This window comes from Nocardia puris (assembly GCF_036051655.1).
Lineage (GTDB): Bacteria > Actinomycetota > Actinomycetes > Mycobacteriales > Mycobacteriaceae > Nocardia > Nocardia puris.
Map to the genome: position 1 here is coordinate 7,395,175 of NZ_CP107943.1, position 13,572 is coordinate 7,408,746.

Consider the following 13,572-nt stretch of genomic DNA (forward strand, 5'->3'; position numbering starts at 1 on the left):
GGTAAACGGTAGCGGTTCGCCCGCGCGGCCCGCCGCACGGCGGTGCCCGCTCACCCACGCCCCCGGCTTCTCGTGTCTGTGGGGTCAATCGCCGCCGAGATTGATAGTGTCGAGGGACGACAACCCAGGTCATGACGGGTTGACAGCTCCCGGGGTTCGCGCCCTCGGGGGTGAGGGGACCTATGGTCCACAGGGCTCGGACCGGGTTGCACGGGATGAGCCAGGGTGTAACCAGGCAGCCGTGACGCGCGGCAGGGACGGAGAGCAATGACCGACAGCAACGGAACCGCGAAGGCCACCCCCGGCACCGCGCCGCGCCCCTCCGGTGCACCCAAGCCGGGCGCCGGGACGGCCCATCCCAAGCCGCACGCCGTCCCGGGTCACGATCATCCGCACCCCGTGGTGGTCCCCACCGTCACCGATCCGAGCAAATGGGGCCGCGTCGACGAGGACGGCACCGCCTGGGTGAAGACCGCCGACGGCGAGCGCGTCATCGGGTCCTGGCAGGCCGGCGATGCCGCCGAGGGCCTAGCCCACTTCGGCCGCCGCTTCGACGATCTGGCCACCGAGGTCGGGCTGCTCGAAGCCCGCCTCGCCGCGGGCGCCGACGCGCGCAAGACCAAGGCCGCCGCCCTGGCGCTGGCCGAGTCGCTGCCCACCGCCGCCGTCATCGGCGATATCGAGGGCCTCGCCAAACGGCTCGAGGCCATCACCGAGCACTCCGAGGAAGCGGCCGCACACGCCAAGGAGGAGAAGGAGCGCGCCCGCCACGAGCACACCGAGCGCAAGGAAGCGCTGTGCGCCGAGGCGGAGAAGATCGCCGCGGAGTCCACCCAGTGGAAGGCCGCGGGCGACCGGCTGCGCGAGATCCTCGACGAGTGGAAGACCATCCGCGGCGTCGACCGCAAGGTGGACGACGCGCTGTGGAAGCGCTACTCCAAGGCGCGCGAATCGTTCAACCGCCGCCGCGGCGCGCACTTCGCCGAACTCGACCGCGAACGCGCCGCCGCCAAGGCGCGCAAGGAAGAGCTGTGCGTGCGCGCCGAGGAACTGTCCGGTTCCACCGACTGGGTCGGCACCGCGGCCGTGTTCCGCGATCTGCTCACCGAGTGGAAGGCGGCGGGCCGGGCGCCCCGCGAGGCCGACGAGGCGCTGTGGCGGCGGTTCAAGAGCGCCCAGGACGTGTTCTTCGCCGCGCGCAACGCCGCGGTCTCCGAACGCGACGCGGAGTTCGAGACGAACGCCACCGCCAAGGAGGAACTGCTGCGCGCCTACGGCCACATCGACCCGGCCAACGGCCTGGACGCCGCCCGCGCCGCGCTGCGCGAACTCCAGGACAAGTGGGACGCGATCGGCAAGGTGCCGCGCGAGCGCATGCAGGAGCTCGAGGGCAAGCTGCGCGCCATCGAGAAGCGGGTCCGCGAGGCTGTGGACGCCCAGTGGCGGCGCACCGATCCGGAGGCGGTGGCCCGCGCCGCCCAGTTCCGCGAGAAGGTCGCCCACTTCGAGGAGCAGGCCGCCAAGGCGCAGGCCGCGGGCAAGCAGCGCGACGCCGAGAAGGCGCTCGAGCAGGCCAAGCAGTGGCGGGAATGGGCCGAGGCCGCCGAGGGCGCCGTCAGCAACCGCTGAGTTCACGAATCACCCTGCGCACCAAGCACTTTCGCGTGGTCATTCAGGGTTGCGGCATGCGTGGGGCTCGGGGTGGTCGCCGGGGACGCTGCCGTGAGTGTGGATGATCCTCACGCCGATCGCGCTGCCCCGCGCCCACTCGCCCAACAGTCCCCCGGACTCACTCGCCCAGCAGGCGGCGGCGCTCCTCGTTCTCGGCGGCCGCGGCGGCGTTGCGGCGCTGTTCTTCGGCGGCCAGGTGCATGGCGGTGCGGCTCCAGACGACGCGGACCCAGTGGAAGGTCAGGGTCATCACGGCGAGCACGCCCAGGATCAGGCCGATGCCGGGACCCGCCCCGACGTAGTTGTCCAGGCCGGGGGTCTGACGGTGCCAGATGGCCAGCACGCCGAACACGCTCGCGACGGCCGAGCCCGCGACGGCGATCCAGGCCAGCACCCAGCGCCGGGTCATCAGCGCCAGGAGCGAGAAGCCGATGCCGAACACGGCGATGAACGCGACGAACAGGCGCGAGGGCAGCCCGATGTGCTCGATCGTGCTCGCCTCGGTGTTCAGCAGCACGTCGAAACCGCGCGCGGTGCCCGCGTGCGGCAGCGCCAGCGAGAGCAGCAGCGCGAACACCGCGACCGCCACCACCATGGCCCGCGCACCCGGGTCGATCTCCCCCGCGAGGCGCCGCTCGACACTGTCGAGGTCGTCGCGGAACTGTTCGAATTCCCTGCTCTCCACCGAGCTCACGGCGCTCTCGTCTCCTTCGGGCGGCTGGACCGGACGGCTGTTCGCCTCCACTGTGCCATCCCCGTCGCCCGCCGCGTCCGCCGACCCACTACGCGCGGTAGTACCGGAGTCGTCGCCGGGGCGGCGCTCGTCGTCCGGATCGGTCCCGCGCGCCGCGCTCATGTCCCGCAGCCGGTCGCGCAGCCCGCGGCCACCGGCTCGGGGGCGGGCGCGCCGATCCTCGGCAGCCCCAGCCCGACGCCGATCGGTTCGGTCTTCGGGGTCTGGCCGCGCTCGTGGGCGTCACCCGCGCGGGTGCGCCGGTGCGCTTTGATCGCCGAGTCCGCGATCAGGTGATGCGGTGCGGCGCCGGTGATGTCGACGGTGACGAGATCGCCGGGACGAATCGGCTCGGCGGTGCCGCCCGGCCGGAAGTGCACCAGCCTGCCGTCGCGGGCGCGCCCGCTCATCCGGGCGGTGGCGGCGTTCTTCTTGCCCGCGCCGTCGGCCACCAGCAGCTCCACCTCGGCGCCCACCAGCGCGCGGTTGGCCGCCAGCGACACCTCCTCCTGCAGCGCGATGAGCCGGTCGTAGCGCTCCTGCACGACCTGCTTGGGCAGCTGGCCGGGCATGTCGGCGGCGGGCGTGCCGGGCCGCTTGGAGTACTGGAAGGTATAGGCGCTGGTGAACCGTGCCTGGCGCACCACGTCGAGGGTCTCGAGGAAGTCCTCCTCGGTCTCGCCGGGGAAGCCCACGATGATGTCGGTGGTGATGGCCGCGTGCGGCATCGCCGCCCGGACCTTCTCGATGATGCCCAGGTAGCGGGCCTTGCGGTAGGAGCGGCGCATCGCCTTGAGCACCCGGTCCGACCCGGACTGCAACGGCATGTGCAGCTGCGGGCAGATGTTCGGCGTCTCGGCCATCGCCTCGATCACGTCGTCGGTGAACTCGGCGGGGTGCGGGGAGGTGAAGCGCACCCGCTCCAGCCCCTCGATGCGCCCGCACGCGCGCAACAGCTTCGCGAAGGCGCCGCGGTCGCGGTCCTCGGTGGGGTCGGCGAAGTTCACGCCGTAGGAGTTCACGTTCTGCCCCAGCAGGGTGACCTCCACGACGCCCTGATCGACCAGCGCCTGCACCTCGGCGAGCACGTCGCCGGGGCGGCGGTCGACCTCCTTGCCGCGCAGCGACGGCACGATGCAGAACGTGCAGGTGTTATTGCAGCCCACCGAGATCGACACCCAGCCCGCGTAGGCGGACTCGCGCCGGGCGGGCAGCGTGGACGGGAACGCCTCGAGCGATTCCAGGATCTCGACCTGGGCTTCCTCGTTGTGGCGCGCGCGCTCCAGCAGCACGGGCAGCGAGCCGATGTTGTGCGTGCCGAACACCACGTCCACCCACGGCGCCTTGCGCACGACGGTCTCGCGGTCCTTCTGCGCCAGGCAGCCGCCGACGGCGATCTGCATGCCCGGCCTGCCCGCCTTCACCGGCGCGAGGTGACCGAGGGTGCCGTACAGCTTGTTGTCGGCGTTCTCGCGCACCGCACACGTGTTGAAGACGACGAGGTCGGCCGTCGCCCCCGGCGCGGCCTTGACATAGCCGGCGTCCTCCAGCAATCCCGACAGGCGTTCGGAATCGTGCACGTTCATCTGGCAGCCGAAGGTCCGGACCTCGTAACTGCGCACTGGTGTCGCGAGCTGTCCGATCGAATCCACCCGTCCAGGGTACGCAGCCCCGAAAATCGAATCTCGCGGGCATCCGCGCACGTGACGACCCGGTAGCCTGCCGAGCCGCGAGATTACAGCAGTGTGACGATTCGGCGTGCCGTGACGGCGTGTCGCGGAAAGCGCGGCAAATCCGGCTTTTCCCTTTAAGGTCATGGACCATGACCGACGCCGCCTCCGCGCCCGAACCGACCGGGGACGCCACGAGCCTGGACAAGGGCACCACCGCTGACACCGCGCCACCGATGATCTCGATGCGCAAGGTGAACAAGCACTTCGGCGATCTGCACGTGTTGCGTGAGATCGACCTCGAGGTCCCCAAAGGACAGGTCGTGATCGTCCTCGGACCCTCCGGCTCCGGGAAATCGACCCTGTGCCGCACCATCAACCGCCTCGAGCCCATCGACACCGGCGATATCGCCATCGACGGCGTGCCGCTGCCCGCCGAGGGCCGGTCGCTGGCCGCCCTGCGCGCCGATGTCGGCATGGTGTTCCAGTCCTTCAACCTGTTCGCGCACAAGACGATTCTGGAAAACGTGATGCTCGCGCCGCTGAAGGTGCGCAAGCAGAAGAAGGACGCGGCCCGCGCCCGCGCGATGGAACTGCTCGAGCGCGTCGGCATCGCCAACCAGGCCGAGAAGTACCCCGCGCAGCTCTCCGGCGGCCAGCAGCAGCGCGTCGCCATCGCGCGCGCCCTGGCCATGAACCCCAAGGTGATGCTGTTCGACGAGCCCACCTCGGCGCTGGACCCGGAGATGGTCAACGAGGTGCTCGACGTGATGGTCTCGCTGGCCAAGGAGGGGATGACCATGCTCGTGGTCACCCACGAGATGGGCTTCGCCCGCCGCGCGGGCAACCGGGTGCTGTTCATGGCCGACGGACAGGTGGTCGAGGATGCCGACCCCGAGACCTTCTTCACCGCACCGGAATCCGAGCGCGCCAAGGATTTCCTGGGCAAGATTCTCAGCCACTAGTCCAGCTGTTCACACCCATGAGAGGGAGAAGTAATCCATGAGGATCAACCGTGCGCTCCGGATCGGTGTCGGAGCACTCGCCGTATCCCTGGCCGCCGCGCTCACCGCGGGCTGTGGCGGCGGCGAGAAGAAGTCGGCCCTGGAGAACGCCGCCGACGGCAAGCTCACCATCGGCATCAAGTTCGACCAGCCCGGCGTCGGCATCCGCAACCGGGACGGCTCCTACAGCGGTTTCGACGTCGAGGTCGCCAAGTACGTCGCGGGCAAGCTGGGCGTGCAGCCCGAGGGCATCACCTTCAAGGAGGCCCCGACCCCGCAGCGCGAGACCCTGATCGAGAACGGCCAGGTCGACTTCATCGTCGCGACCTACTCGATCACCGACGCGCGCAAAGAGAAGGTCGACTTCGCCGGCCCCTACTACATCGCGGGCCAGTCGCTGCTGGTGAAGGCCGACAACACCGAGGTCACGGGTTCGGAGTCGATCGCGGGCAAGACGGTGTGCTCGGTGACGGGTTCCACCCCGGCGCAGAACATCCAGAAGAACTTCCCCGACACCCAGTTGCAGACCTACGACACGTACTCGCTGTGCCTCGAGGGCGTGAACAGCGGTGCGCTGGCGGCGGTCACCACCGACGACATCATCCTGGCCGGCTACGCCTCGCAGTCGCCCGGCACCTACAAGGTCGTCGGTGAGCCGTTCACCACCGAGAACTACGGCATCGGCCTGAAGAAGGGCGACGACGAACTGCGCGGCAAGATCAACGACGCCATCGAGGCGATGTTCGCCGACGGCAGCTGGGACCGGGCGTTCCAGGAGACGGTGGGCCAGGCGGCCAGCTACCCCACCCCGCCCACGCCGACGGTCGACCGGTACTGATCTCACCACCCTCGTGCGGGTGGTCCCGGCGGATCCCGGGACCACCCGCCTCGATCGCAGGCCGCCCGCGCCGCGATCCGTCCTGATCGGAGGCACGCACCCACCGTGTTCGATTTGATCTCCAAGTACGACACCGAGCTCCTGGACGCCTTCTGGACGACCATCCAGCTCGCCGTGCTGTCCGCGATCGGCGCCCTCGTGCTCGGCACGATCGTCGCGGGCATGCGCGTTTCGCCGGTACCGGTCGCCCGCTGGGTCGGCGCGGCGTACGTCAACATCTTCCGTAACACCCCGCTCACGCTGATCCTGCTGTTCTGTTCGGTCGGCCTCTACACCCAGTTGCAGATCAAGCTGGCCGCCGACGGCCCGGATTCGCTGGCGAACAACAACTTCCGGTGGGCCGTGATCGGCCTGTCCATCTACACCGGCGCGTTCGTCTGCGAGTCGCTGCGCGCCGGCATCAACACCGTCGCGATGGGACAGTCGGAGGCGGGCCGCTCGCTCGGCCTCACCTTCACCCAGAACCTGCGCTTCATCGTGCTGCCGCAGGCTTTCCGGTCGGTGATCGCCCCGCTGGGCAGCGTGCTGATCGCGCTCACCAAGAACACCACCGTCGCCGCGGCCATCAGCGTCGCCGAGGCGTCGTTCCTCATGAAGAACATGCTCGAGACCGAGGCGGCGCTGCTGCTCATCGGCGCGATCTTCGCGACCGGCTTCGTGATACTCACGCTGCCGATGGGTCTGCTGTTCGGGTACTTCGCCAAGCGATACGAGGTGGCGCGATGAAGGCACAGGCCTCTGTTCTCTTCGACGCCCCCGGGCCGAAGGCGCGGCTGCGCAATCACTTCTTCTCGCTGCTGGTGCTGATCGCGGTCGTGGCCGCGGGCTGGTTCGTCTACCGCGGCTTCGACGAGCAGGGCCAGTTCGCGGCCGACAAGTGGACGCCGTTCCTGGACGGCGACGTGTGGAGCACGTACCTGATCCCCGGTCTGCGCGGCACCATCGTGGCGGCGCTGCTGTCCATCGTGCTGGCGCTGGTGCTCGGCACCGTGTTCGGCATCGCGCGCCTGTCCGACCACCGGGCGGTGCGCTGGGTGGCGGGCACGATCGTCGAGGTTGCCCGCGCCATCCCGGTGTTGATCCTGATGATCTTCCTCTACGCCGTGTACGGGTTCTACGACGTGTTCGACTCGGAGTACCTGGCGCTGGGCGCGGTCGTCACCGCGCTCACCATCTACAACGGCGCGGTGATCGCCGAGATCGTGCGCGCGGGCATCCTCTCGCTGCCCAGGGGGCAGACCGAGGCGGCGGTGGCGCTGGGCATGCGCAAGTCGCAGCTGATGCGCCTGGTGCTGCTGCCGCAGGCGGTGACGGCCATGCTGCCCGCGCTCATCTCGCAGATGGTGGTGGCGCTCAAGGACTCCGCGCTGGGCTACATCATCACCTACGAGGAGATCGTCCGGAACGGCATGTCGCTCGGCGCGCTCGAGGGCAACATCATCCCGTCGCTGATCGTGGTGGCGATCATCATGATCCTGCTCAACAGCGCGCTCAGCTGGACGGCGACGAAGGTGGAGCAGCGCCTGCGGATCCGCAAGCGCACCAAGGGCGGTGCGGTGCTCGCCGCGGACTCGGTCATCACCGACGCCGCGCCGGGCGTGGACGTCACCAAGAAACCCTGATCCACGCGACGACGAGGCGGCCCGCGAATCTCGCGGGCCGCCTTCGTTTTTCGTGAGGAGCGACGACCGATCCCGGCTCGTCGGCGATCGGTGCGGGTGACCGATCGCGACGTCACCCGTTGTAGCGGTAGAACCCCTCACCCGTGGCGATGCCGAGCTTGCCCTTGTCGATGTAGTTCGCCTTGAGCCAGGCGGCGAGCTGCTCGCCGTCGGCCTCGCCGCTGTTGGCCAGGATGTTGTACGGGGTGGTGAGGCCGATGATGTCGAGGATCTGGAACGGGCCCATGGGCGCGCCGGTCGCGATGCGCCAGGTCTTGTCGACGGCCTCCGGGTCGGCGTAGCCGCCCGCGGCCAGCGCGATGCCCGAGTTCAGGAACGGCACCAGCAGCGAGTTCAGCACGTAACCCGCCTTCTCCTTGTGCAATTCGATCGGCACCATGCCGATGTTCTCCGCGAACGCGACCACCGCGGCGAACACGGCCGGGTCGGTGTCGGCGGTGCCCATCACCTCGGCGGTGTTGAACTTCCACACCCGATTGGCGAAGTGCAGGGCGAGGAACTTGTCGGGACGGCCGGTGGCGTCCTCGATATCGCTGGGCAGCAGCGTGGAGGAGTTGGTCGCGAAAATGGTGCGCTCGGGCGCCAATTCGGCCAGTTTGCGGTAGGTGTCCTGTTTGATGGTCAGCACCTCGGGCACCGCCTCGATCACCAGGTCCGCGTCTTTGACGGCGTCGGCCAGGTCGGCGGTCAGCGTAATGCTCTCGGCGGTCCGCCCGGCCTTGCCGCCGCCCGCGCCCTCGACCTCGGCCTCGTAGGTGGTGACGAGCGTCGCGAAGCGGTCGCGCGCGGCGTCGAGCGCTTCGTCGTCGATGTCGTAGGCGGTGACATCGAAGCCGTGGAACGCGGTCTGGAAGGCGATCTGCGAACCGAGCACCCCGGTTCCCAGAACGGTCACCTTGCGAATATCGATGGTCATGCCGGTACTCCTCCCTTCACCCTGTCTCGGTAACACCTCAGCGAACATCGTACGGGGCCGGGCCGCGCGACCGGTGCGCTTCGCGCCCGCCTGCGGCACCGGCGTGCCCTCGATTCCGGGCTCGGCGTTCGCGCGGGTTTCATACCGCCGCCGCCGTGCGTTTGCCGGAAATCACATTTCGCCGGTACGAATCCGCGACGCCGTCGCGTGAATACATCGAACACTTTCGAAACGGCGGAGAAATATTCCCGCCCGAGAAGTCACGGAATACCGGTTTCGGCGGAACCGCGACCATTGGCGGCGATACGATGGAACCATGCCGAAAGAATGCGCATCCCGTGATCAGGTCGCCGGTTTGGCGGCGCGACTGGCTCAACTGCTGGATGCGCATTCCCGCGCGGTCGCCGAGCAACTGGGCATCACCACCTCCCAGGTCGTCGCGCTGCGCGAACTCGACGGCCCGATGACGTTGCGCGAACTCGCGACGCGGATGGCCTGCGAAGCGTCCAACGCCACCTACGTGGCCGACCGGATGGAGGCGCAGTCGCTGATCCGCCGCGAACCGCACCCGCGGGATCGGCGCTCCAAGCAGGTCGTGCTCACCGAGAGCGGCGAGCGCTGTCGCGCCAACGTGCTGGCCGCCCTGTCCGCGCGGTCCCCCTTGGACGCCCTGGATGCCGGTGAGCAGGAACAGCTTTCGCGCTTGCTGAGCAAGGCGGTGGATTCGTGCGCCGAGGAGCGCCTGGCCGCCGCTACGGGTCGCTGACCAGCGCGCCGGCGTAGCGGCCCCGGTAGTACAGCAGCGGGCCGGGGTCGGCGTCCGCCACGCCGACGCGCAGCACCCGGCCGATCACCACCTCGTGGTCCCCGCCGTCGGCGACCGAGGTGATCTCGGCGTCCACCCAGGCCAGGCTGCCCGCCAGCACCGGATTGCCGGAACCGGGCGCCGGAAACCATTCCACCGCATCGAATTTCCGCTCGGCCTTCGAGCCGAAGACCCCGCTGACCGGGCGCTGATCGCCGGCGAGCACGCTCACGGCGAACGAGCGGGTGCGCGCGATCACCGCCCAGGCCCGCGAGGTGCGCGCCGGACAGAACAGCACCTGCGGCGGCGACAAAGACAGCGCGGTGAACGACTGGCAGGCGAAGCCGTGCGGTTCACCGTCCTCGACGGTGCAGATGACGGCGATGCCGGTGGCGAACCGGCCCAGGGTGTCGCGAAAGGCGTGCTGATCGACGATCGTTCGGGTCATGGTGGTCCGCTCAGGTCGTGAGAACGATTTTCCCGGCGACGTGGCCGGTCTCGCCGAGCCGGTGCCCGTCGGCGGCGCGGTCCAGCGGGAAGGTCGCCGCGAGGTGCGGCGTGAGGACGCCGTCGGCGAGCAGTTCCTCCAGGGTGCACATGCTGTAGTGGTCGGCCTCGACCAGCATCAGCTTGTGCCGTAGTCCGGGACGCGCGGGCAGCCGCTCGGTCCGGTTCAGCGCCAGCGACACGATGGTGCCGCGCCCGTCGCGCAGGGTCCGCGCGGACCGGTCCGGGTAGTCGCCGCCCACGCAGTCGATGACGACGTCGATGTCGTGCGCCTCGTCCTCGAACGGGGTTGTGGTGTAGTCGATCACCTGGCACGCGCCGCACTCGCTGACGAAGTCGTGGTGGCCGCGGCTGGCCGTCGCGACCACGTGCGCCCCGTGCCCCGCCGCCAGCTGGGTGGCCAGGTGACCCACGCCCCCGGCCCCGGCGTGCACCAGCACCCGGTCGCCCGGACGCAGGTGCGCGGTGTCGATCAGCGCCTGCACGGCGGTGACGCCGGCCAGCGACACGGCGGCCGCGTGCGTGTGGGGCACGTCCCTCGGCTTGGGCACCAGCGCCCGCGCGGGGGCGACCACGTATTCGGCGGCCGCGCCATACCCGCCGGGGTAGGGCAGCATGCCGAACACGTCGTCGCCGACGTCGTGGAGAGTGACGCCGAGCCCGACGCATTCCACCGTGCCGGACACGTCCCAGCCCAGCACACGCGGCGGCGCGCCCGCGGGGATCGCGCCGAGGAACCCCTCCGCGCGCCGGTGCACCCAGTCGGTGGGGTTCAGGCTGGTCGCCGCGACGCGCACCAGCACCTCCCCCGGGCCCGGCCGCGGCACCGGCACGGTGACGAGCTCGAGCACGTCCGGATCACCGAGCCGGTGCTGCCCGACCGCGGTCATGGTGGGCGCGCGCCCGTCCGCCACCATCGCGGCCGGACGACTGTCGTTGCCGATCATTCGTTCCCTCCCTGGATGATCCGGCACCGCGGCCGGTCCCCCGCTCAGTAGCGCAACGCGTAGCTGATCCGCCGGTAGAGGCTCTTCTCGCGCTGCGCCTCGTGGAAGCGGGCATCGGCCTTGAGATCGTCGAGGTCGGTCGCCACCCGGTGGCGCGCCTGCTCGATCGCCTCCTCCACCGGCACCGCGATCGGCAGATCGAACAGCTCGATGATGGTGGTCACCCGCTCGGCGATGGTGCCGCCCACCACCCGGTAGGGAATCTCGAGATCCTCGAGCGCGGCGATGAGCAGATCGTCGGAGAGCCGCCGGAACGGCTCCGACACCGGGCGGTGCCCGTCGGGTTCCATGTCGAACTCGACCGGCAGGTGCACGTACGCGTCGTAGATCCGCTTGGCGCGCGCCCGGGTGATATCGCCGAGGGTGTCGGTGTAGCGCTGGTAGAACCGCTTGACCGGGAAGCCCACGGCCTTCTTGATCCACTGGAACCACCAGGTCGCCCCGGGGTTGATGCCCACGCGCATGCGCGCCTCGAAGTACACCCACTCGTGGAACACGCCGCCGTCGGAGATGAACGGCCCCGGCCCGGATTCGTTGTGCACGCGCTCCTCGAAGCGGCGCAGCCCCAGTTTCACCAGCTCCATGGCGTTCAGTTCCATCACCGTCTTGCCCGGCACCAGGTCCACGAGCAACTGGCGCGAGGTCTTGGCGTGCGTGCGCGGCAGCCCCGTGGCGATCGACAGCGCCTCGGTGGTGGTGGATTTGCCGGAGGAGAAGGTGCCGGAGATCGCGAGCTTGAGCCGGGGGTTGTCGCGGAAACTCGGCAGCGCCATGGTGGGCGCGACGCGCTCCTTCAGCGGCGTCGCCGGGCCTCGTTTGGCGGTGATCTCGGCGAATGTGGTCATGTCAGAACCCCTTTCGGGTGGGTGGAGCCGACGATCCCGGTGAGCTGGTCGAGCCGCTCGTCGACGGTGTCGCCGGTGAGCACGTGCACCGGCAGGCGCGATCGGGCGCCGATTTCGGTGATCATGGCGTCGGTGTGCGCGCGGAACAGCTCGTCGATGGGCGGGTCCTCATCCGGCTGCGGCCACCGGGTAGGCAGATGGACGAGCAGGGTGTAGGTGGCGTCGATGTAGCGCTCGACGTGGGGGTAGGGCGCCCAGAACAGCGAGAGCGTGCGCGTCAGATCGTCGGCCGGGACCTGGGCGCGGTCGGCGCGCCGGCGGGTGCCCGGATAGGAGCCGTAGCGCAGACGCAGTGCGCCGTAGACGAATTCGTGCAGCACGCCGCCGTCGGAGACGAAGCTGTCGTGGCGTTCGGCCGCCCGGCGCGCCGCGTACCGCTCCACCGTCAGCCCGAACAGCTGCGCGGGCGTCCAGTCGTGCACGTTCTCGCCGGGGTCGGCCGGGTCGAGGCGCATCGGCCCGTCCGCCTGCACGGCCGGTATCCCGAGCGCGGCGGCGGCCGCGGTGGCCAGGGTCGTCTTGCCCGCGCCGTAGGCGCCGAGCAGCGCGATCCGGATGCCCATCAGCGCACCGGAACCGGCACGGGCGCCTCGGCGGCGGCCGCCCGGTCGGCCTGCCACCGCTTGCTCCACGCGATCGAATCCAGCCCGCGCGCCGTCGATCCGGTGAACACCGGCGCGACCTCGGTGGCCAGCAGTTCGTAGCTGCGCTTGGTGGCCTCCCAGGACGCCCAGTTCATCGAGTACGCCAGGAAGGTGCCGAATCCGCCGGTGCGGTCCTGGAGTTCGGCGATCGCGGCCACCGCGTCCTCGACCGACCCGACGATCGCCCGCTTCTCGGCGACGGCGGTGCTGATGTCCTCGCGCGGCGACGCCCCCGGGGTGACGGGTGCGCCGACGGCCTCGCCCCAGTAGTTGTGCATCCACCGGCCGAAGCCGTATTCCGCGGCGGCGTAGGCCTCTTCCCTGGTCTCGGCGATGTGGATGGGGACGGCGATCCGCCAGTCGGCGCGGTCCACGGTCGTGCCGTGGGCGGCCGCCGACTCCTCCGCGATCCGCCACTGCCCCGCCAGATCCGCACCCGGCCAGCCGGGCGGCGGCGCGCCGAACGAGAGCAGGCTCAGGCCGAATTCGGCGGCCACCTGCGGTCCGAACGGCGACCCGACGCTCGACACGGCGAACCCGATGCCGCCCTTGGTGTACGGGGGCAGTTGCATGCGCGCGTCGACCAGGTCGTACCAGTCGGTGTGCTCGGTGAGGCGCCGGTCGCCGTTGACGAGTTCGATGATCGTCGGCAGCGCCGCCTTGGTGCGCGGTTTGAGCTCCTCGGCCGGGACGCCGAGCATGTAGGCGTCGTTCGGGGTGGCGCCGGGGCCGAGGCCGAGGATGTAGCGGCCGCGGGTGAGGTGGTCGAGCAGCAGCGCCCTGGTGGCGATGTGGAAGGGGTGGTGGAACGGCACGGTCACCACGCCGTTGGCCAGCACGATGCGGCTGGTGCGCACGGCGGCAGCCGCGATCATCGTCTCCGGCGCGCCGATCAGCGGCCAGCCCAGCGAATGGTGCTCGCCGAACCAGCATTCGTCGAAGCCGAGCCGGTCGGCGAATTCCACCAGTTCCAGATCCCGGTGGATATTGACGTGCGGGTCGGTTTTCGGATCGTGCAACGGCGAAAGAAATATCCCGAATGATGTATCCATTATTCCTCCGTCGGCCGGTTGAATCGGCGCCTACGAGTGCGTATCGGCACGGAAATCGAATCCGTCGACCCAGATTCG

14 protein-coding genes are annotated in these 13,572 nt (G+C 69.8%); 6 read left to right on the forward strand and 8 right to left on the reverse strand.

The annotated features are described in order from the left end of the window. The first annotated feature begins 267 nt into the window (after window positions 1–267). A complete protein-coding gene (locus tag OHB21_RS34320; RefSeq protein WP_195125569.1) occupies window positions 268–1,629 on the forward strand; it encodes a DUF349 domain-containing protein in 1,362 nt (453 codons plus the stop codon). A gap of 160 nt (window positions 1,630–1,789) precedes the next feature. On the opposite strand, the gene OHB21_RS34325 is transcribed toward OHB21_RS34320, so the two are convergent. Both OHB21_RS34325 and miaB read right to left on the reverse strand, forming a co-directional pair. Continuing rightward, window positions 1,790–2,527 carry an Rv2732c family membrane protein gene (locus OHB21_RS34325; protein WP_228790857.1) on the reverse strand — a complete coding sequence of 246 codons (738 nt, stop codon included), beginning with the start codon at window positions 2,525–2,527 and terminating at the stop codon, window positions 1,790–1,792. Further along, the gene (gene miaB / locus OHB21_RS34330; RefSeq protein ID WP_195125568.1) at window positions 2,524–4,056 is read right to left on the reverse strand and encodes a tRNA (N6-isopentenyl adenosine(37)-C2)-methylthiotransferase MiaB; all 1,533 of its coding nucleotides are present in this window, start codon (window positions 4,054–4,056) and stop codon (window positions 2,524–2,526) included. Before miaB ends, OHB21_RS34325 begins: the two co-directional genes overlap by 4 nt. A 254-nt stretch (window positions 4,057–4,310) precedes the next feature. Between miaB and OHB21_RS34335 the strand changes: the two genes are divergently transcribed. From OHB21_RS34335 to OHB21_RS34350, 4 genes are all read left to right on the forward strand, one after another. Beyond that, window positions 4,311–5,039: an amino acid ABC transporter ATP-binding protein gene (locus OHB21_RS34335; RefSeq protein WP_067504770.1), complete on the forward strand. Its 729-nt coding sequence runs from the start codon at window positions 4,311–4,313 to the stop codon at window positions 5,037–5,039. A 37-nt stretch (window positions 5,040–5,076) separates the two neighbouring features. Beyond that, the gene (locus OHB21_RS34340; RefSeq protein WP_067504738.1) at window positions 5,077–5,916 is read left to right on the forward strand and encodes a glutamate ABC transporter substrate-binding protein; all 840 of its coding nucleotides are present in this window, start codon (window positions 5,077–5,079) and stop codon (window positions 5,914–5,916) included. A gap of 105 nt (window positions 5,917–6,021) precedes the next feature. Then, window positions 6,022–6,702: an amino acid ABC transporter permease gene (locus tag OHB21_RS34345; protein ID WP_067504741.1), complete on the forward strand. Its 681-nt coding sequence runs from the start codon at window positions 6,022–6,024 to the stop codon at window positions 6,700–6,702. After that, window positions 6,699–7,598, forward strand: coding sequence for an amino acid ABC transporter permease (locus OHB21_RS34350; RefSeq protein WP_067504744.1), 900 nt, complete (start codon window positions 6,699–6,701; stop codon window positions 7,596–7,598). Before OHB21_RS34345 ends, OHB21_RS34350 begins: the two co-directional genes overlap by 4 nt. A 112-nt stretch (window positions 7,599–7,710) precedes the next feature. Here OHB21_RS34350 and OHB21_RS34355 read toward each other — a convergent pair whose 3' ends face one another. Further along, window positions 7,711–8,574 carry a 3-hydroxyacyl-CoA dehydrogenase gene (locus OHB21_RS34355; RefSeq protein WP_067504747.1) on the reverse strand — a complete coding sequence of 288 codons (864 nt, stop codon included), beginning with the start codon at window positions 8,572–8,574 and terminating at the stop codon, window positions 7,711–7,713. Between the two features lie 316 nt (window positions 8,575–8,890). On the opposite strand from OHB21_RS34355, the gene OHB21_RS34360 reads away from it, so the two are divergent. Further along, complete coding sequence (locus tag OHB21_RS34360) at window positions 8,891–9,340, forward strand: MarR family winged helix-turn-helix transcriptional regulator (protein ID WP_067504750.1); 450 nt, start codon at window positions 8,891–8,893, stop codon at window positions 9,338–9,340. Here OHB21_RS34360 and OHB21_RS34365 read toward each other — a convergent pair. From OHB21_RS34365 to OHB21_RS34385, 5 genes are read right to left on the reverse strand one after another with little or no spacing between them, the layout of a single operon-like run. Beyond that, window positions 9,327–9,827, reverse strand: coding sequence for a flavin reductase family protein (locus tag OHB21_RS34365; protein ID WP_067504753.1), 501 nt, complete (start codon window positions 9,825–9,827; stop codon window positions 9,327–9,329). The two genes, OHB21_RS34360 and OHB21_RS34365, sit on opposite strands and share 14 nt — an antisense overlap. A 10-nt stretch (window positions 9,828–9,837) precedes the next feature. Then, the gene (locus OHB21_RS34370; protein WP_228790854.1) at window positions 9,838–10,833 is read right to left on the reverse strand and encodes an NADP-dependent oxidoreductase; all 996 of its coding nucleotides are present in this window, start codon (window positions 10,831–10,833) and stop codon (window positions 9,838–9,840) included. 44 nt (window positions 10,834–10,877) lie between these two features. Continuing rightward, on the reverse strand, window positions 10,878–11,738 hold the full coding sequence (locus OHB21_RS34375; protein WP_228790851.1) for an AAA family ATPase: 861 nt from the start codon (window positions 11,736–11,738) through the stop codon (window positions 10,878–10,880). Further along, window positions 11,735–12,361, reverse strand: coding sequence for an AAA family ATPase (locus tag OHB21_RS34380; protein WP_195125567.1), 627 nt, complete (start codon window positions 12,359–12,361; stop codon window positions 11,735–11,737). Before OHB21_RS34380 ends, OHB21_RS34375 begins: the two co-directional genes overlap by 4 nt. Next, entirely contained in the window at window positions 12,361–13,494 is a 1,134-nt protein-coding gene (locus OHB21_RS34385) for an LLM class flavin-dependent oxidoreductase (protein ID WP_067504760.1), read from the reverse strand. Before OHB21_RS34385 ends, OHB21_RS34380 begins: the two co-directional genes overlap by 1 nt. Window positions 13,495–13,572: the final 78 nt, after the last annotated feature.